Here is a 19,359-nt window from a genome sequence, read left to right as displayed (position 1 = left end):
TAACCGGGACTTTGTCCTTTGATCACGGCCGTCAGATCGCGGCAATTGTGGATTCGCATTACGACTGCGGCGCGCTCGCCAAGCGTCCGCGGATGCGCTGACAAGGAAGTGGGATTGGATGTCATGGCGGAGCTAGCGCGATGATCCGATGTCGCGAGATTGAAATATCGGATCTGGACGCCATCGCCGACTTTTTAGCGGATGGTTTCGTCCGCCATTCGCGCGACTGGTGGGTAGCCGGACTCAAACGCCAGCTGGCGCGGGAGGTCCCCGAAGGTTTTCCGCGCTTCGGCTATATGCTTGAGCATGAGGGGACGCCCGTCGGCGCTCTGCTATTGATCTACATTGCACGCGATGATGGCGGTAATCCATCGATTCGCTGCAATCTCTCGAGCTGGTACGTGGAGCCGGCCTACCGCGCCTACGCGCCGATGCTGACGAAGGTCGCACAGCGCCACGAGCATGTTACCTACGTCAACATCAGTCCGGCGAGGTGGACCTGGCCGACCATCGAGGCCCAAGGTTTTCGCGCATATTGCCGCGGCTTGTTCTTCTCGTTCCCGGTACTGTCGCGCGCGACGAAAGGCATGCGTGTTGAAATCGTGCCGCAAGGCGCAGGCTTGGTCGACGGCTTGTCCGAAATCGACATCGCGATTCTGGCGCGGCACGCAGCCTACGGTTGCCTCGGCATCGTGTGTCGTACGGCTGACAATCGCGCCTTCCCCTTCATCTTGCAGACGATGCGCATCAAAGAGCGGATCGCGCCGCCGGCGATGCAGCTGATTTATTGCCGCGACGTCGCCGACTATATCACATGTGCCGGCGCCATCGGCCGCTTCCTGCTTCGGCGCGGAGTGGTCATGGTTGCTCTCGACGCCAACGGCCGCCACGACTACCTGGTTGGCCACTACCGGGAGCGCAACCGCCGCAAATTTTTTAAAGGTCCGCAGCGTCCCCGGCTCGCCGACTTATCTGACAGTGAACTGGTGATCTACGGACCTTAGCTCGGTTGCTTGTATGGAGTGTCGTCATGTTTCCCGACATCAAGCCCGTCAGCTATTCACGCACTTGGACATTCTTCCAAGGCGAGTGGCATGAAGGCAATGTGCCGCTCATGGGGCCTCGCACCCATGGGCTCTGGCTCGGCTCGACTGTGTTCGATGGCGCCCGCGCGTTCGAAGGCGTGACCCCCGATCTCGATCTCCATTGCGCCCGGGTCAATCATTCCGCGGTCAATTTCGGGCTCAAGCCCCTCATCGATCTCGATACCTGGCTCGGTCTTGCGTACGAAGGCATCAAGCGCTTCCCGCCCAATGCCGAGCTCTACATCCGCCCGATGTACTGGCCGCAGAATGGAGTGGGCGGCGGCGTACTGTTCGATCCTGATACGATGAACTGGTGTCTTTGCATCTACGAGGCGCCGCTGCCAAAGCCGGTCGGCAACGCGATCACGCTGTCGCCGTTCCGCCGGCCGACGGCCGAATGCGCGCCGGTCGGTGCCAAGGCCGCCTGTCTCTATCCGAACTGCTCGCGTGCGCTGATCGAGGCCGCCTCCCGCGGCTTCCAGAACTGCCTGATGCTGGACATGCTCGGCAATGTCGCGGAGTTCGGCAACGCCAACGTATTCATGGCGAAGGGTGGTGTGGTGTATACGCCGACCCCCAACGGCACCTTCCTCAACGGCATCACCCGGCAGCGGGTGATCGAACTGTTGCGCGGCGACGGCGTCACCGTGGTGGAGGCCACGCTGCGCTACGCGGATTTCCTTGCCGCGGACGAGATCTTCTCGAGCGGCAATTTCGCCAAAGTCGCTCCGGTGATCCGGATCGACGACCGGTCGCTCGCGCCCGGGCCGTTCTATGCGCGGGCGCGGCAGCTCTATTGGGACTACGCGCACACCGTCAAGCTTGCGGCGTGATTGCAGGGGGATTGAGCCGCATGACGTTCCGGGTTGCGGATCTGATCGTCGATAGTCTTGTCGCGCACGGCGTCGACCGCGCCTTCAGTGTGCCAGGCGAGAGTTTTCTGGCGCTGCTTGACGCGCTCTACCAACGCGATGACATCGATCTCGTAACCTGCCGCCATGAGGGTAACGCTGCACTTGCTGCTGTTGCCGACGCCAAACTCACCGGCCGGGCCGGCGTGGTGATGGTCAGTCGCGGACCGGGTGCATCCAACGCGACGCTTGGCTTGCATGTGGCCGCGCAAGAGGCGATTCCTCTCGTCGTGCTGGTTGGTCAGGTCGATACACCCGACCTCAACCGTGACGCCGTGCAGGAGATCGAAACCGGGCGGACGTTCAGCGGGCTCATCAAGTGGTCGACGCGAATCCATTCGGCGGCCCAAGTGCCCGAAATGATGGCGCGCGCATTTTCCGCGGCACTTGGCGGCACGCCCGGGCCGGTGGTGATCGAACTCCCCCAGGATGTTCTGGAGATGGACGCTAATCAACTGTCGGCCAGGGTTCATGGTGTCGCGCGGCCCGAGCCCAGCCGCGCCGCCGTAGAGCAGGCGGCCGCCTTGTTTGCCAAGGCGGAGAGGCCGATTCTGTTGGTTGGAGGCGAGTGCCGGACTGCTGAATTTCGCGAGGACCTGGTCAAGTTGAGCGAACGCTGGAATGCGCCGGTCACAGTGACCGCCAAGATGCAGGATCAATTTCCGAACGATCACCGCCTGTGGATCGGGCAACTCGGCTTCTTCACCTCGCCGGCGCACGTGGCATTCTTTGAGCGCGCCGATCTGATCGTGGCGATCGGGACGCGGCTCGGCGAGCTGTCCTCGCTGGGATTCCGCTTCCCGCGGCAATCGCCACCGCGTCAGACGCTGACTCATGTCTACCCCGATCCTGGCGCGATCGGGACGCACTTCCATACCGATTTGCCGATCGTGGCGTCGTCGCATCCTTTCGTCAGATCCTGGCTCGACCTGCCGGTTGCGTCGCGCGAGCGCGGCGATTGGATCGAAGTCGTAGCGAAGACGCGGCAGGCGGTGCACGCGTGGCCCGAGCAGCGTGTTCCCGGCACCGATGTGCTGGGGCATACGGTGGCGGCCATCGCCAGGCGTTTCCCGGCGGATGGTGTCGTTACGACGGATTCCGGCAATTTTGCCGTCTGGGTCCACCGTATCTTCCGCCTGACGCCGTTGGCCCGGATGCTTGGCTCCGCCTGCGGCGCGATGGGCAGTGGCGTGCCTTCCGCTTTGGCCGCGGGCCTGCGCTACCCGGATCGCCATGTGGTTGCGTTTTGCGGAGACGGCGGCTTCCTGATGACCGGAAACGAGTTGGCCACTGCCGTTGCCCGCCGGCTCAATATCAAGATCGTGATCTCCAACAACCAATCCTACGGTACCATCCGCACCTATCAGGAGCGCGCATTTCCGAAACGTCCCTGGGGGACGGACCTGTGCAACCCCGACTTCGCCGCCCTGGCGCGCGCCTTCGGCGCGCAGGGCTATACGATTGCGAACTCGGCAGAGGCCGCCGATGTCGTGGCCGAATCGATGTCGGCGAAGGGGCCTGTGGTGATCGAGGTTCGCTCCGATGTCTTGCAAACGATTGATCGATCCCTCGCCGCGGCGGCGTCGGGGTAGGTGCTCCGCATAGTCCGGAAGGAGGAGGTGGCTCCCCCATGCGGGGGACTAGCGCGGGCACGCGAGCTGCATGAGACTGCGACAGAATGACAGATCGGGGAAGTGGGGAATCCCCATGGGACAGACACTTGCAGGTGGGACGCGAACCGCAACGGAAAGATTGCGCTCGTTGCTCGCGTCGGCGGCGCTGGCCACTTTGCTCACGATAGTTCCATTCTGCCTCGTCGATGCACAGACGCAGCCTGCGCCGCGTCAATTGCGCCGTGAGCCGCCGCCGCAAAAGCCGCAAGTGACGATGAACGCCTGGACGGTCGGCCTCGCCGGAGGTCTGCTCGAGGGCGCGCCGATACGTCTGGCATCGGAAATCGCCCGCGTGGTGGACGATGGCGACAAGCTGCACGTTCTGCCGGTCGTGACACGCGGTCCGACCGAGAACGTCAACTCACTGCTCTATCTGCGCGGCATCGATGCCGCCATCATCAATTCCGACGCGCTCGAGGAGTACAAGAGCCAAGTGCGAGATATCCAGCAGCGGCTGGCTTACGTGCTGAACCTGTTTCCGTCCGAACTGCATATCTTCGTTCGTCCCGAGATTCAGCGCCTGAGCGATCTCGCCGGCAAGAAGGTCAACTTCAACAATTTGGGGACCGCCGCTGCCTATTCGGGGCCGCTGATCTTCAGCCGCCTTGGCCTCGACGTGGAAAAAACCTTCATTCCTCATCAGGTCGCGCTCGAGCAGATGCGCAAGGGCGAGATGGCCGCAGTCGTCTTCATCACGTCGAAGCCGGTGGATGCCTTTGTACGCGGCCGCTGGGAGCCGGGGTTCAAGTTCCTGCCCGTCCCCTATGACAAGAAGTTCGAGGACTTCTATCTTCCCGCCTCGCTCGATGCCGCGGAATACCCCAATTTGATCAAGCAGGGCGAACGTATCACGACGATCGCGGTGCCGACCGCCCTGGTGGCCTTCAATTTTCCAGCGAAATCGAACCGCTACGAGCGCCTCGAGCGCTTCGTGGAGTATCTGTTCTCGCGGATTGACAAGCTGCAGCAGCCGGGCTTCGACCAGAAGTGGAAGACGATCAATCTCGCGGCGACCGTTCCCGGCCTGACCCGCTTCCCCGCGGCGCAGGCGTGGCTTGATCGTGAGCCGCGTGCCGGCAATCCATCGCAATGAAGCCCGCGGCGATCCGCCTCGTATCTGGAATTTTGCTCGCGAACGGCATTGCTTCGGCGCAGGCGGCAGGACAGCGTCAGATCGCCCAGCTTCGCGATTGCCCCACCATGGAGCGCCCCGACGGGCTGGAGTGTTCCCAGAAGGCGCCGCGGACGTCAGCGCCGTCCCAGGCGAACCAGGGTAGCAACTGGGTCGTCAGCCTGACGACCTCGCCCCTCGACTATTCACCGGTAGCCACCGCCACGACGTCATCGCGCGATGGTGTCGGCGAAGGCGGAATGACGCTTTCGATCCGCTGCCATGGCGGACGAAGCGAGCTGATCGTCGCCGGATCCCGCATGGCCGGTCGCGGCGACGGATATGCGATGTCGTATCGTGTCAACGACGGTCAGCCGCAGCAGATCGCGGCAACCGTGCCGGCGTCCGGGACCGGAGTCGCGTTCGGCGGCGACGTGATCCGCTTGCTGCAGTCCCTTCCGGACAGCGGAGATCTCCATATTCACCTAGCACCTCGGACCGGACCAGCGCTTGATGTGGAGTTCCCGTTGGGCGGGTTGGATGCGGTGCGCGCGAAGATCACCGCTCCCTGCAGGTGGCCACAACCGACTGCGAGACCCAATAGGTAGAAGATTTCAATGGCATGTAGGAGATGCATCATGCGCGTGTTTCAACATATTGCGAAGGTTACCATCATCGGAGCCGCAACGGTCCTGATTGCCGCTTCATACGCTGCGGCGGAGCAAGGCGGCGGACGGTACTGGACACCGACAACAGCGAACCCCACTGCGGACCAGCATCATGTTGCACGACAGGTCCACGTCGCACGCAGCGCGACCACTCACAACAAGGACCGATCTCCTCTCAATGCCAACGCCCGGATTCCATCCAGCGGCAAGTCGCACAACCTGATCTTACAGGTGAACACGAACGACCCCGCCGCCATGAATCTCGCGCTCAACAACGCAACGAACGTTGCACAATACTACAGGGATCTCGGCGAGAAGGTGAAGGTCGAGGTGGTCACGTTCGGACCCGGCCTGCACATGTTGCGCGACGACACGTCGCCGGTGAAGGCCCGTCTCGAGGAGATGGCGCTGAGCACGCCGGAGGTCTCGTTCAAGGCCTGTGGCAATACCCAGGAAAAGATGCACAAGGCCGAGAACAAGGACATCCCGATTGTTCGCCAGGCGGAGGTGGTGAAGTCGGGCGTCGTGCGCGTGATGGAACTGCAGGAGAAGGGCTGGTCCTATGTGAAGCCTTGATCCACGGCCTAACCCGAAAGGGGTGGGAGGGTCCTCCATGCGGGTTCTAGGCTCCGCCCGGAGGTGTGGCGCATAATGCGGCACCTCAACAGATCGTGTCGCCATGCGACGGGTGATTGCGGATGGGCACGGTAATCCTCAAGGACAAAGTAAGTGCCCTCTGCGCCATCGCAGGTTGGTCGCGCAGGCCGCTGTCCAAAGCCGGACGATCCGCGCTGTTGTGGACGACCGTTGCCATGCTCGCGATGGCGTGGGCGCCGGAAACGCGGGCCTTCCCAGATCTGGCGCGGCCGTCAGCGGAAGCACAGCATGCGGCGGCTGCCAGCGATCTCGGTTCCATCGAAGCGCCAGAGTCCGAAGTCGTGCCGCCGAGCCGAGGCGGCAACGAGAGATCGGTGCGGGTTGTCCAAGCGACTGCCAACGATACGGGACAGGCTTCGAAACGGGAACACAACTGGGCGGAGACCCTGTCCTGCGAACTCACGAATGCAAGAGGTGATATCGAGTTGCTGCAACGTCTCGAGCAGGCTCGCTACCGGGCCGAGTCGCTGGAGCAGGGTCTTGCTGCGGCGCGACGCGATGTCGAAACCCAGGCCGCGTTGGCGGACAAAGCGGTCGAGGAGGCTGCCCGGGTGAAGCAAGCCGCGCAGGGCAGCACCGAGTTACTGAACTCGCTGCAAGAGGCGCGTGAGCGGGCGGAGCGGCTGGAGCGGAATCTAGCGGCAGCGCGGCGTGATATCGAAACTCAGACCGAACTGGCGACAAGAGCAGGCGAAGAAACGTCCCAGCTGAAAGCGGCGGGGGCCGGCGGCGTGGCGGATCTGCAACGGGAGCGCGAGCGATCCGCGCAGCTCGAGCAGGATCTCAAGGCAGCGCGCCACGACGCCGAAACTCAGACTGCACTGGCGGCAAAGGCAGGCGAGGAAGCTTCCCGGCTGAAAGGAACGCAGGAGAGCGGCGCTGCGGAGCTGCAGTCGGTCCTGCAAGGGGAACGAGAGCGGATCGCGCAGCTGGAGCAGGATTTGGTGGCAGCGCGACGCGATATCGAGGCCCAGACCGCGTTGGCAACAACGACGAAGGATGATGCTTTGCGGCAGAAGCGGGCGGCGGACGCCGGAGCTGCCGAGCTGAAACAAGCGCGCGAACGAGCCGACGCGCTAGCACAAGAGCTCTCCCTGTCGCGGAGCTCGATCTATGCGCACGAAGCCCAGGCCCGCAAAGCCGCAGATGAAGCGGCAGAGCTCCGCCAGGCGGCTGCAAATGACACGGCTTCGGCTCGCAAACTCACACCTGAGGACCGTGAGCGATTCGCGCGGATGGAGCAGGATCTTGCGGCCGCGCGCCGCGATACCGAGACCGAAACAGCGCGGGCGGCCAAAGCAAGCGAGGAGGTTTCCCGGTTGAAGCAGGAGAGGGAAAGCAGCACGGCAGAGTTGCAGAGCTCGCTGCAAAAGGAGCGAGAGCGGTCCGCGCGGCTGGAGGGCGATCTGGCGGCCGTGCGGCGTGACATCGAGACCAAGACTGCGCTGGTCACGAAAGCAGGCGAGGAAACGTACCGGCTGAAAGCGGAAGAGAAGCGCGGCGCGGGAGACCTGCAAAAGGAACGCGAGCGGTCTGTGCGACTGGAGCAGGATCTGGCGGCGGCGCGGCGCGACGTCGAGGCCAAGACTACGCTCGTGACGAAAGCAAGCGAGGAAATATCCCGGCTGAACGCGGCAGAGCAGAGCAGCGCGGCCAACCTGCAGAAGGAGCGTGAGCGGTCCGCGCGGCTGGAGCAGGATTTGACGGGAGCGCAGCGCAACGTCGAGGCCAAGACTGTTCTGGTGCCCAAGGCAGGCGAGGAGGCGTCCCGGCTCATGGCGGCAGGGCAGAGCAGCGCGGCGGACCTGCAAAAGGAGCGTGAACGGTCGGCGCGGTTGGGGCAGGACCTGGCGGCGGTGCGGCGCGACGTCGAAACCCAGACTGCGCGGGCGGCAAAGGCCAGCGAGGAAGCCGTGCTGCAGAAGCAGACGGCGGAGGCCAGCGCTACCGAGTTGAAGCAGTTGCTTGCAAGGGCAGACGCGCAGGCACAGGGCCTCTCGCTGTTGCGAGGTGCGATCCGAGCGTATGAGGCCCAGGGTCGCAGGGCCGGAAACGAAGTGGCGGGGCTTGGACAGGGCACAGCAAATGGCGCGTCGTCGCTTCGTAAGGCAGCCGAAGTACCCGATCGGGCGGAGCGGCTGGGGCAGAATCTCGCGTCGGCACAGAGCGCTGCGTCAGATCTCGCCACCACTGGTTCGACTGCGCGCGATAAACCCATCGAGGTCGCCGCTAACCCCGTTACCGAACGCGCTCCGGCGACGCCAGCTCGCGGCGTCGCCCAGCCCAGTACCGAGCAAGCTGCGGAGGCTGCGGCGCTGGTTGCGCGGGCAAGCTCGCTGGTCCGGCAGGGCGATGTTGGCGCGGCGCGGCTCGTGCTTGAGCGCGCCGTCGAGATGGGCAGTGCCCAGGCGAGCTTCGCGCTGGCAGAGACCTACGATCCACTGGTCCTTGCGAAATGGGGTACCTACGGCACACGCGGTGATGCGCGCAGAGCCCGAGACCTTTATGCCAGGGCCGACGCCGCGGGAATCCAGGAGGCGAAATCGCGGCTGGAGGCGCTGCGTCGATAGCGCCACGCGCCGATCGACCGGCGACTCCAGCGCAATTGCCTCGCCGACCTGCCCATTGCTACCTCGTTCCAGCGCGCCCGAATATCAACCTTGCCATCTCTCCCGCATGCAGGAGAGGTGGCATGTCATCCGCAGGCCCGATTCGACCCCGCGTTACCGCTCGCGCAGAGACTCCTGCTTGTACCGTGCCAGCGGCGAGAGCAGATAGCTGATGATCCTGCGCGTGCCAGTCTTGATCTCGACCGTCACCGCCATGCCCGGGCCAAGCTTGACGAGCTTGTCCTCCACTTGCATGTGCGTCCGGTCGAGCGAGACACGCGCGGCATATTCCAGCTCCTGACCTTTCGGCTCGCTGCTGCTCTGGGCTGCGCCCGATGTCCGGTCATTCGACCCGCCCTGCGACCTGTCGCGCGTGATGGCATCGGTCGATACGCTGAGCACGTCGCCATGGAGCAGCCCGTAGCGTGTAAAGTTGAAGGTATCAACCTTGATCTCCGCCTTCTGCCCCGAATGGACGAATCCGATGTCGCGGTTGGACAGCATGGCCTCGATCTCGAGCTGGCTCTCGCTCGGAACCACCACGGCCAGCGCCTGAGCCGGCGTCACCACTCCTCCCACCGTATGAACGGCGAGTTGCTGCACGACGCCGTCGACCGGTGCGGTCAAACGCTGGAGCTTCGTGCGCCGATCCGCCTTGACCACCTCTTGCGCGGCGCTCGCAGCTTTCTGCTCGGCCTTCGCAAGCGCATCATAGGTCGCGCGTCGATACTCCGCTGCAGTCTTGTCCTTTGTTTCCTTCAGTAGCGCGATCGCCGCATCGGCTTCGCGCAGCCGGCTCTTCTGCAGCACGAGATCCTGCTGCATGGCGACCAGCTCCTGATATTCGGAAAGATAGACGACCTTGGACGCCAGTGCCTTGTCGACGAGGCCCTTGCGGATATCGACCCGTTCCTGCAGCACGGGGATGGTCGCTTCCAGCTTGGCAACGCTCGCCGATGTGGTCGCCCGTTCCGCTTCCTTCTGACCTTTCTGCCGCTCGATCTCCGAAAGCTTGGCGTCTTGCTCGGCGCGTTGGCTGCTCAGGAACTGGCGATGCATTTCGATCTCGGCGGCACTTGCGTTTTGCGGCGCGCGGAAGGCAGCGAGCGGATCCGGCGTGAGCGCGGCCCGCAATCGCGCGACGTCGAGCTCGGCCGCAAGCAGATCGCTCTTCTGGCGCTCCTGGTCGGCTTCCGTCATCGTCGGGTCGAGCTCGATCAGGACGTCGCCGGCCTTGACGGTCTGGCCGTCGCGGACCCGGATGGCACGGACCACTCCCGTCTCGAACGGCTGGATCAGCTTGGTGCGGCCGCCCGGCACGATCTTGCCGGTCGCGGTGGCGACGATATCGACGCTGCCGAGCGTCGCCCACAGCAGCGCGATGCAAAACATCGCGATGATGCTTGCTCCGATCGCGCGCCCGATCGGGGATGGCGGCGATTCGGCGATCTCGAGCGCCGCCGGCAGAAATGCAATTTCGTGTTCCCGGCGCCGAAGTTCGCGTTTCGGAAACGGGACGATGTTGCGGCTAGCGGATGTCATGGATACCGGCCTGCAGATAGTGAAGGTTCGCGTAACGACCGTTGGTGCGGATCAGCTCGTCATGGCTGCCGTCCTCGACGATGCGGCCATGTTCGAGAGTGATGATCCGGTTGGCATTGCGCACAGTCGATAGCCGGTGAGCGATAATGAATACGGTCCGCCCGGCAGAAATCCGCCTCATGTTCTGCTGGATCGCGCGCTCACTTTCGTAGTCCAGCGCGCTGGTCGCCTCATCGAGAATCAAGATGCGCGGGTCGGTGATCAGCGCGCGCGCGATTGCGATACGTTGGCGCTGTCCGCCAGACAGGCTGCTGCCGCGTTCGCCGACGATAGTGTCGTAACCCTCGGGCAGTTCCAGGACGAAGTCGTGCGCGCCGGCCAGCATTGCCGCCTCAATGACGCGTTCCATCGGCATGGCCGGATCGGCCAGTGCGATGTTGTCACGGATCGTGCAGTTGAACAGCACGTTTTCCTGGAGCACGACACCGATTTGGCGCCGTAGCCAGCTCAGGTCAACCATTGCGAGATCGACGCCATCGACCAGTACGCGTCCACTCTCCGGAACATAGAGACGCTGGATCAGCTTGGTGATGGTGCTCTTGCCGGAGCCAGACGAGCCCACGATGCCGATGACCTGGCCCGGCTCGACGCTGAAGGACACGTCGTGCAGCACCTCGGGGCCGTCAATGCGGTAGCGGAAGGTAGCGCGCTCGAACTTCACCTGGCCGCGAATCGGTGGCAGGGACGCGCGAGCCGGAGTGAAGCTCGGCTCCGGAATGGTGTTGAGAATGTCGCCGAGACGATCGATCGACAGACGGGCCTGGTGGAAGTCTTGCCAGACCTGCGCGAGCCGCAGCACTGGCGTGCTGACGCGCGCGGCCAGCATGTTGAACGCAACGAGCTCGCCGACGGTCAGGTCCCCACCAATCACCAGCCGCGCGCCGAAGTAAAGGGTCGCGGCGATGACCAGCTTGTTGATCATCTGAACCGCCTGGCTGGCCGTGTTGTTCAGGCTGAGCACGCGGAAGCTTGCGGCCACATAGCCGGCGAGTTGCTCCTCCCAGCGGCGTTGCATCTGTGGCTCGACCGCCATGGCCTTCAAAGTCTCGACGCCGGTGACGCTTTCGACCAGGAAGGCTTGATTCTCAGAGCCGCGATTGAACTTCTCATCGAGGCGCGCACGGAATAGCGGCGCGGCGCCCGCCGATATGCCGATGTAGAACGGGAATGACGCGAGTACGATCCAGGTCAACGTCGTCGAGTAATAGAACATCACCACAAGGAACACGACCGTGAAAAGAAGATCGATGACCAGCGTGAGCGCCGAACTCGTCAGGAATTGGCGGATGTTCTCCAGCTCCCGGACGCGTGCCACCGAATCACCGACGCGACGAGTCTGGAAATAGGCTATCGGTAGTGCCATCAGGTGACGGAACAGCCTAGCACCGAGCTCGACGTCGATGCGGTTTGTCGTATGCGCGAACAGATAAACGCGCAGCGTCTCAAGAACCCCTTCGAACACAGTCAGTACGACAAGGCCGATGACCAGAACATCGAGCGTGCTCATGCTTCGATGCACCAGCACCTTGTCGATGACCACCTGGAAGAACAGCGGTGAGACAACGGCGAAAATCTGAAGGAAGAACGACGCTGCCAGCACCTCGCTGAGCAAGCGGCGATACTTTTGCATGGCGCCGACGAACCACCCGATGTCGAAGCGCCGCGCGAGATCCGTCAGGCTCGCGCGCCGGGCCATCAGGATGATGCCACCGTCCCAGATCGCCTCGAGCTGAGCCTGGGTGATTGCTTCGGGGCGTGGGGACAGCGGGCGCTGAACCAGAAGTTTGTCGTCGATGACCTTGCCGAGGATCAGAAAGCTGCCGTCGCGCAGCAGCGCAATTCCCGGCAGCGGCGTGACCGCAAGCCTGTTCCAGCTCGTCCTTTGCACCTTTGCCTTGAGCCCGAAATCCTTGGCGCAGCGCAGGATTTCGGTAACACCGAGGCGGGCCGCGCCCATCCGGTGGCGGATTTGGCCTGGGTCAGCAGCGACGCCATGGCAACGCAGCAGGATCGCCAGTGCAATAAGGCCGGATTCATCAACGTCTTCGGAATCGACGCTGGCGGCTGTGGGTTCGGTATCCGTCGCCTCATCCGCTATATCGCCGCGAGCGGCGAAACGGCCGCGCATCAGGATGCCGGAGGCCTTCATCAAGCCGTCGCGGGCACGCATCAGGGCGTCAACGCCTCCGGCGCGGATGCCGGCAAATGCATGAAGTGCGCGTTGCGCGAGGCTCAGTGAGCCGGGCGAAATCAAGCCGCCATCCCAGATCGCTTCGAATTCCGCACGCGTCATCTGGCGCGGATGCGACGAGGTCGGGTGCAGCACAAGCGCCACCTGGTCGTCGATCTTTCCCAGAAGCAGAAATCCGCCGTCGCGCAGCGACACGATTCCGGGTAGCTGGATGCTCGCCAGCCGCGGCCAGTCCATCGTCCTCGCACGGACTTTGACCCCGAATTCACGCGCGCAACGAAGCATTGCGCGGATGCCGATCCCATTGTCTCCGCAGCGATCGCGGAGCTGATCGGGTTCAGTGTTCACGCCATGAAGACGCAGAAACAGAGCCAGTGCTCGAAGCCCCAGATCTGTGGCGTGGGCATTTCCGTTCTGGATCGCCATATTGTTATTCTACCCTTCGCGGCTACCCGGCCGCGTTGTGTTCCTTTTCATGCATTTCCAAAGACTGGGAATTCCAATGCCGCGCATTTCGAAGGCGCGCGACATACCGCCTGCTCGCAGCCAAAAGGCGCAAGCAGATGTCAAAGCACTGGTGCCTCGAACCGCGAGGAGATTTCAAAGCAGCGGGATATTTGGAAAGTGCCCCCCGACTGCTGAGCCGGTTGGTTAATGAGCAAAAATGGCGAAAAAAGCTTCGAATTGTGATTTATGCACACGTACGTTGAGCCCGAAAATTGACGTATATGCAGCTCGTTTTGAGCTCGAACGCCGCGATTAATCGGACGATATGCGATTGAAGTGCTGGTAAACGGAAATATCCGACCATCTCTGTTCTAGAATGGTTTTTCAACGAGTCCTTAGCGGGTGCGGCCGCGGCCACCTTTGCCGGCGTTTCCAAAATCTCGGGGGATGCCGCACCCAGGCGTCGAACGCCTGGGTGCGACAGTGCTTTAGTGTTGAGGCCTTGTCAGGAACGAGTTCTGTGTCGAGGTCGCGCCATTCGAAATGGCTGCCGCGATCTGGCCGCCGTCGACCCGACCGGAGCTACCCGCCAGATACTGGTTCAGCAGCGTAAAGGTCTGGCCTGCCTGGGACGCTCCGGCCGTGTCGTGACCCGACCAAGAGGCCGTCTGCGGCGCGGTGGTCGCGAGCGTGCTGGTGTCCGATCCCAGGCGCTGCTGCAATTGCGCAAAGCCCTGGTTTGCCAGGCTCCCTATGCTTGCTGCTGCGGTTGTGTGCGACGGCCAATTGGTCGGCCGCGGATCCGTCACGGTGATGGACTGCGGCGTCGCCGACGTCACAGCGCCGGTGACCGGGTCCTTCGCGCTCGCGGTCAGCGTGAGGTCCGCAACCGGATGACCTCCGCCCCTGTACCACGAGGTCAGTGTCAGTCCGCCGTCGACCTGCGCGGCCGTCAAGGTGATGTCGCTGCCCCTGAACGTGCTGCCATCACTGGTGGTGATCGTCTCATACCTCGGCAGTCCCTGGATGCGCACAGAGACGAGGTCGTTGGGATCGGTCGTCGTTACGTTCAGTCCCAGGTCGACCTGACCGCCTCTGCCGGACACCCAGAGCGAGGTGTCCGCGACCTGGAGCACCGGCTTGGTCACGGTCGACGGGGTGGTCGGTGTCGCCGGAGTGGTTGGCGTCGTGGTCGACGACGTCGAGATCTGGAGACCGGAGAACGTCTTCACCGCGCCCGAGAGGTTCGCAGCAAGACCACCGAAATCCGTGATGCTCGCGCCGCTCGTGAGGTTGACCTTGGTGATGGCGAGCGCCGACGTATTGGTGTTCGTCGCCGAGACCGTCGTGCTGAAGGTGAGCGTGCCTGTCCCTGAGCCGCCCGTATAGGTGGCAATGGCGCCGTCATTGAGCGACAGCGTCGGCGTACCGTTGACGGTCACGGCCTCACTGAAGCCGAGCGTCAACTTGATGGTATCGCCAACATGCTCGGTGCCCGTCCCCGGCGATGCGGAGGCCTGCGTCACCGACGGCGCGACGTTCGGGGTGGTCGGCGTCGTGGGCGTGGTCGGCTGCGTCGGTGTCGTTGGCGCAGAGGTGCCTTGCAGGGGAGGCGGCGGATCGGCCTGCAATTTCGCCGCACTCAACGAGGTGTAATAAAGAGTCTGGTAGCTGGTTGTCAGGTCGACCCAATTGCTACTCCCGGCTGCGGGATTGTTGACGAACACTCCATTCTGGTAGAGGAACGGAGATGCGGCGCTTCTCCACCAGTCGGCACCAAGATCGGCGACGTAGTGCTCGCTCGGATCGTTGGTCTTCATGCTCGCTTGAACGTAGACTCCGTCGACTGTTCCCGGCGCGTAGGTTCCGCGTGTCCCCGGCCAAAAATGATCGTTGTACGCGCTTTGCGGCGCATCCACGCTAACGCTGCCGTCGGCGTTTTTTGTTTCATTCCACGGAACGGTGCTTCCGGAAAAATCAGCGGCATAATGGAGTCCTGCGACGGAACTCGTCGCCTGATCCTGTACCTCGACCCAGCCGCCAGTCGTGAGATGGACCCACGTCTGGAAATTCGCGATCTGGACGCTGCCCGGATTCACCGTCTGCCCGACCTCGGGATAAATCTGGCCCCATCCGGTGACGGCCGAGAAGTCCGAAGGAGGGGCGGCATTCTGTTGGGTGCTGCCGGCATACCAGCCCCAGCTTGACGGGACGCCCAGTGGGAATCCTTGGCTATTTCCGGGTGTGTTCTGATTGATGACATCTGTCAGCGCTGTCACTCTTGCTCTCCATTGCAGACCAAAGTTGGGTACGAACCAATTCCACTGCCGCGCACCGTTGGGCGCGCGACATACCACGCGCTCGCAGCGTCGGACCGCGAGCGGATTCCAAAGAATTGCAGCCTCGAACCGCGAGGAGATTTCAAAACGCATCGCAGTCTCGGACCGCGAGCAGATTTCAAAGCAGTGGGAATTTGTGGAAGCTGGCCCCCCGACTGCTGAGCCGGTTGGTTAGTGAGCAAAAATGGCGAAAAAACTTTCAAAGTGTGAATTATGCACACGTATATAGCGCCCAATACGTGCCCATATTGAGTCGGTTCAAGGCACACGCGCGATTTTTCGGCCAGATTGCCTCGTCATAGGTAAGCGCGATTTTCCCCGCACGTTGACGCCGGCGGTTTGATGGATTGCCCTAGTATCGGGCGATACCGGGCCGTTCAGGCAGTGGCGGCTTTGTGGAAGTTGAAGGGCAGCAGGTCGGTAATATCGGCGTCGCCGGCGCGCTGAGGCAATTCGGTGAGGACGTGGCGCAACCACGCTAACGGCTCGACACGTGAGGCGCGGCAGGTCAGCATCAGGCTGTAGACGACGGCACTGGCCTTGGCTCCGTCCACGGTATCGCTGAACAACCAACTCTTCCTGCCAGTTGCAAAAACCCTGATGTCGCGCTCCAGAAGATTGTTGTCGATCGGCATGCTGCCGTCCCCGGTGTAGCGCGTCAGATATTCCCATTGGTTTCGGGTGTAGGATACGGCGTCGCCGAGTTTGCTGTCAGGCAAGACCTTCGGGGCCATGTCATCGAGCCATACCTTGAGAGCATTGAGGATGGGGACACTATGTTGCTGGCGGAAGCGGCGAATGCAGTCGGCCTGTGTTTCACCCTTCTCCGGTATTCCGTCTCGCGCCTGCCTTTCAACCCGGTAGAGCTGGTCGAAGAACCGCAGCGCCTGCTCGGGCGGACCGCCGCCCTTCTTCCTCGCCCTGAGGGCATCGACAAAGCGCGCCGGGAGTGGGCCATGCAGCCGATGTGGGTGGCCCGTTCCAGCGTGCGCCATGCGGTATAGCCGTCACTCATCACGATGCCGCGGTAATCGCCGAGGAAGGCCTGCGGGTGGATTTGGCCGCGGCCCGGCTGATAATCCAGAAGAACGATGGGCTCGTGACTGCCCTTGCCGCTGCGATAAGCCCACATATACGACGTGCTGGTGGCCTTTTTGTCCTTCTCCTTGAGGACCTGAACCGTCGTCTCGTCGCCATGGATGAGAGGCTGCGATCTGAGCCGCAGCTTCAGGACGTCATAGATGCGGGAGAGATGTTTCTCGCTCGAGCCGATCACCCAGCGACCCAAAGCGCCGCGGCTGACCGGGACGCCGGCGCGTTCGAAGGCCTGCGCCAGGCGGTAGAGCGGCGTGCCATCGACATATTTATGAACCAGCGCGAACGCCAGCGTTGAGGCCGTGGCAACGCTGCCCGGCAGCGGCTGCGTCGGCATCGGCGCGGTCACGACAGGGGCGTTGATCCCGGTGCGATCGCAGTGGCGGCACCCATATTTGAAGCGTACGTTCTGTAAAACCTTCGCCTTCACCTCGATATGAAGTTGCTCGGTAACGGCCTCGCCCATGCGATGCATCTGGCCACGGCAGCAAGGACAGGCCTTCTGATGGTCGGGCAGGTCATACTCGACGCGCTCACGCGGCAGCTTCGCCGGCAGCGGCCTGCGGCCGCGCTTCTTTCCCGTCGTGTTTTCGACGGGTGGCAAGCCCGTGTCCGGAAGTTCGGCGATATTGTTCGTTTCACTGCCGGCGTCATCCTCATCGGCGGCCTGCTCGGCTTCATTGAAGAGACGATCGACGTGCTTTTCGCTGCGTGGCGCAAAACGATGCAGGCGTGCCAGCGCCAGTTCTTCCTCGAGTTTGACGACGCGGTCGGCGAGTTGATGGTTCTCCGCCTGCAGCGCGGCAATGCGCGCCAACAGCACTTCAACACTCGGATCGCCGGTTCGATTCATCGGATTCTTGAATCTGAACCGTACCGACGCGTCAACCGCTCAACTCGAGAGCTCAGCCGGCAACCTGATATTGCCGCACCGGATGGCGGACCATCGCGTCGATATCGATGCCGTCAAGGATCCAGTGCAATTGCTCGGTCGTAAGCCGGACGACCGCCTCCTGGCGGCGCGGCCATCGGAACTTGTCCTCGGTCAGCCGCTTCAGGACCAGCACAAAGCCGGACCGGTCGAAGAACAGCAACTTCATCCGGTCGCAACGGCGATTGCAGAACGCAAAGACCGCCGGAGTGAATGGATCGAGCGCCATCGTCTCCTGGACCAGGACCGCAAGGCTGTTGATGCCGGCCCGGAAGTCGATCGGCTCACGGTGCAGATAGACCTGCAGGTCACCGCCCAGTCTGAACATGGCCCAGTGCTCCGATGATCGCCGTCAATGCATCCACATCGCCGCATTCCAGCGCGAGCTTCACGCCGTTCGGCAGGGACGCGCTCACTTTGGCTGGAGAGCAAAAAGCTGGAGTCCCTTTGGGTTCCGAACCACGCACTTCATCGCAAGTTGCCGGCAAATCCACCGTCGCCACGCTGCTCTGCCGCGACAGGGCCAGATCCGCAGCCCTTTCAAGCTGAATCGGAATGAACGCCGGGCGTGAGGACGGCGGCAGCGACCTGGTCGCCATCCACTTCTTGATCCACTTCCGAAGGAGGTTCGCGTTGACCCCATGTTCGAGTGCAAGCCTCGATACCGAAACTCCAGGTTCAAGGCAGGCCGCGACAAGACGGTCCTTCGACGTGGGGTCGTATCGCCGGCGCCCATTCCGGCCAACAAGCCTGACCCGCAGTTTCTGATCATCGTCTGCCATCACAAGGTGTCCACCTATTTTGGTGGACACCTCATGCATCAGAGCATTCAAAAGCAAAAGGTGCGGAGAAATTCGCGCTTACCGTCATAGCGCTGCGGGGATCGAAAGCGACGGAGACCGCCGAGACGAACGCACGTCAAAGCGTCTGACGCAGTGATGCGAAGGCGCTTCGCTCGCGCTAGGTCGATGCAGGGATCGTCAAAATCTGGACAGCGCGGCCAGTCGCCAAAGCTCCACCTCATCCATCCGCTCGCGGAATTTTTGGTGGCATCGATCACGACAGGTGGCGAGATCGCGGAAGATTTCGATGCTACGCCAGTGGCGCCCCGCGCTCCAGGGTAGCTCATAAGAGTTATTGCGATAACCTGGGGATCCAGGACACAATTAGACCGGCGAAGACGTCGTGGGAAAGCGAGCCGAGAGTCCGTCTATGTCTTCAGTGATAGAAAAGATTGCTGGCTCTATCTCAGCGAGAAGTCGCAAGAAAAAATTTGATCAATTTCTTCGTGTCGTCGCCCCTCAGCCCCATGAAACGTTGGTGGACGTCGGAGTGAATACACAAGAATACTCGGCCGTCGACAATTACTTAGAGAAGTTTTATTCATATCCCGAGAACATCACCGCGATAGGAATTGGTGATTTCTCTCTTTTCCGTGAGCGCTATCCGAAAACAAAAAGTCTCGAAGGTGATGGCCGAGCTCTTCCCTTCGGCGACAACTCCTTTGATATAGCCTACTCCAACGCCGTCATTGAACATGTCGGCTCCACCCGGGTTGATCAGCTACAGTTTCTTGCCGAGCTGGTACGGGTCAGTAAGCGCGGCTACCTCACCACACCCAATCGCCACTTTCCTATTGAAATTCATACGCGCACTCCCTTTCTTCATCTTCTCCTTCCTAAAAGAATGTTTGATTCCTTTCTAGTATGGATAGGAAAAGAATGGGCCACTGGTGACTATATGCATCTTCTTTCTGAAAAGGATATCCACTCGCTTTTTGCCGATGCACACATTTCAAACTACGCACTACTTAAGAACGGATCTTATTTGCCCATGACCTTTAGCGTCATCTGGAAAAAATAGACCTCTCCTCCTCCGTAGTTCCCCTCACTCATCCGCCAAAATCCCGTGCTGCGGTTATCTCGCATTACATGCAATAAAACTGTAAGTATCTGTCCGAGAACATCTTGAATCATCGGAATCGTTTGTGATTCAAGGGAGGCGGTCCGAATTTGAAGGGGCGCCCATGTGGACGAAGGA

Annotated in this window: 13 protein-coding genes and 1 pseudogene; 8 read left to right on the top strand and 6 right to left on the bottom strand. The window is 62.0% G+C overall.

The features are described 5' to 3' along the window. Positions 1-140 precede the first annotated feature (140 nt). The 7 genes from ABIB78_RS36375 (at position 141) to ABIB78_RS36345 (ending at position 8,675) form a co-directional block, all read left to right on the top strand. Positions 141-1,004 (top strand): acyl-CoA acyltransferase, encoded by an 864-nt coding sequence (locus ABIB78_RS36375; RefSeq protein WP_429033776.1) that lies wholly within the window; start codon positions 141-143, stop codon positions 1,002-1,004. A 26-nt stretch (positions 1,005-1,030) separates the two neighbouring features. Next, entirely contained in the window at positions 1,031-1,918 is an 888-nt protein-coding gene (locus ABIB78_RS36370) for a branched-chain amino acid aminotransferase (protein WP_429033775.1), read from the top strand. A 20-nt stretch (positions 1,919-1,938) separates the two neighbouring features. Continuing rightward, complete coding sequence (locus ABIB78_RS36365; protein WP_429033773.1) at positions 1,939-3,588, top strand: thiamine pyrophosphate-dependent enzyme; 1,650 nt, start codon at positions 1,939-1,941, stop codon at positions 3,586-3,588. A 115-nt stretch (positions 3,589-3,703) separates the two neighbouring features. Then, a complete protein-coding gene (locus ABIB78_RS36360; protein ID WP_429033771.1) occupies positions 3,704-4,762 on the top strand; it encodes a TAXI family TRAP transporter solute-binding subunit in 1,059 nt (352 codons plus the stop codon). Beyond that, complete coding sequence (locus ABIB78_RS36355) at positions 4,759-5,388, top strand: hypothetical protein (RefSeq protein ID WP_429033769.1); 630 nt, start codon at positions 4,759-4,761, stop codon at positions 5,386-5,388. The genes ABIB78_RS36360 and ABIB78_RS36355 overlap by 4 nt, the downstream gene beginning before the upstream one ends. Positions 5,389-5,418: 30 nt before the next feature. Then, entirely contained in the window at positions 5,419-6,024 is a 606-nt protein-coding gene (locus ABIB78_RS36350; RefSeq protein WP_429033768.1) for a hypothetical protein, read from the top strand. Positions 6,025-6,146: 122 nt separating this feature from the next. Continuing rightward, a complete protein-coding gene (locus ABIB78_RS36345; protein WP_429033767.1) occupies positions 6,147-8,675 on the top strand; it encodes a hypothetical protein in 2,529 nt (842 codons plus the stop codon). Between the two features lie 153 nt (positions 8,676-8,828). Here the strand turns inward: ABIB78_RS36345 and ABIB78_RS36340 are convergent, their stop codons facing one another. The 6 genes and pseudogenes from ABIB78_RS36340 to tnpA all read right to left on the bottom strand — a co-directional run bounded on the left by ABIB78_RS36340 (position 8,829) and on the right by tnpA (position 18,101). Then, positions 8,829-10,256, bottom strand: coding sequence for an HlyD family type I secretion periplasmic adaptor subunit (locus ABIB78_RS36340; protein ID WP_429033765.1), 1,428 nt, complete (start codon positions 10,254-10,256; stop codon positions 8,829-8,831). After that, on the bottom strand, positions 10,243-12,933 hold the full coding sequence (locus ABIB78_RS36335) for a type I secretion system permease/ATPase (protein WP_429033764.1): 2,691 nt from the start codon (positions 12,931-12,933) through the stop codon (positions 10,243-10,245). Before ABIB78_RS36335 ends, ABIB78_RS36340 begins: the two co-directional genes overlap by 14 nt. A gap of 509 nt (positions 12,934-13,442) precedes the next feature. Continuing rightward, positions 13,443-15,386: a hypothetical protein gene (locus ABIB78_RS36330; RefSeq protein WP_429033763.1), complete on the bottom strand. Its 1,944-nt coding sequence runs from the start codon at positions 15,384-15,386 to the stop codon at positions 13,443-13,445. Between the two features lie 284 nt (positions 15,387-15,670). Continuing rightward, a pseudogene (gene tnpC / locus ABIB78_RS36325) lies at positions 15,671-17,241 on the bottom strand (IS66 family transposase). Positions 17,242-17,293: 52 nt separating this feature from the next. Next, positions 17,294-17,647 carry an IS66 family insertion sequence element accessory protein TnpB gene (gene tnpB, locus ABIB78_RS36320; protein WP_229179435.1) on the bottom strand — a complete coding sequence of 118 codons (354 nt, stop codon included), beginning with the start codon at positions 17,645-17,647 and terminating at the stop codon, positions 17,294-17,296. Further along, on the bottom strand, positions 17,628-18,101 hold the full coding sequence (gene tnpA, locus ABIB78_RS36315; protein WP_429033761.1) for an IS66-like element accessory protein TnpA: 474 nt from the start codon (positions 18,099-18,101) through the stop codon (positions 17,628-17,630). Before tnpA ends, tnpB begins: the two co-directional genes overlap by 20 nt. Before the next feature lie 430 nt (positions 18,102-18,531). On the opposite strand from tnpA, the gene ABIB78_RS36310 reads away from it, so the two are divergent. Next, entirely contained in the window at positions 18,532-19,182 is a 651-nt protein-coding gene (locus ABIB78_RS36310; protein ID WP_429033759.1) for a class I SAM-dependent methyltransferase, read from the top strand. Positions 19,183-19,359: the final 177 nt, after the last annotated feature.

It is taken from the genome of Bradyrhizobium sp. I1.14.4 (genome assembly GCF_050435825.1).
Lineage (GTDB): Bacteria > Pseudomonadota > Alphaproteobacteria > Rhizobiales > Xanthobacteraceae > Bradyrhizobium.
Note: the sequence above shows the minus strand (reverse complement) of the source record. Positions and strands in the feature narration are given on the sequence as shown.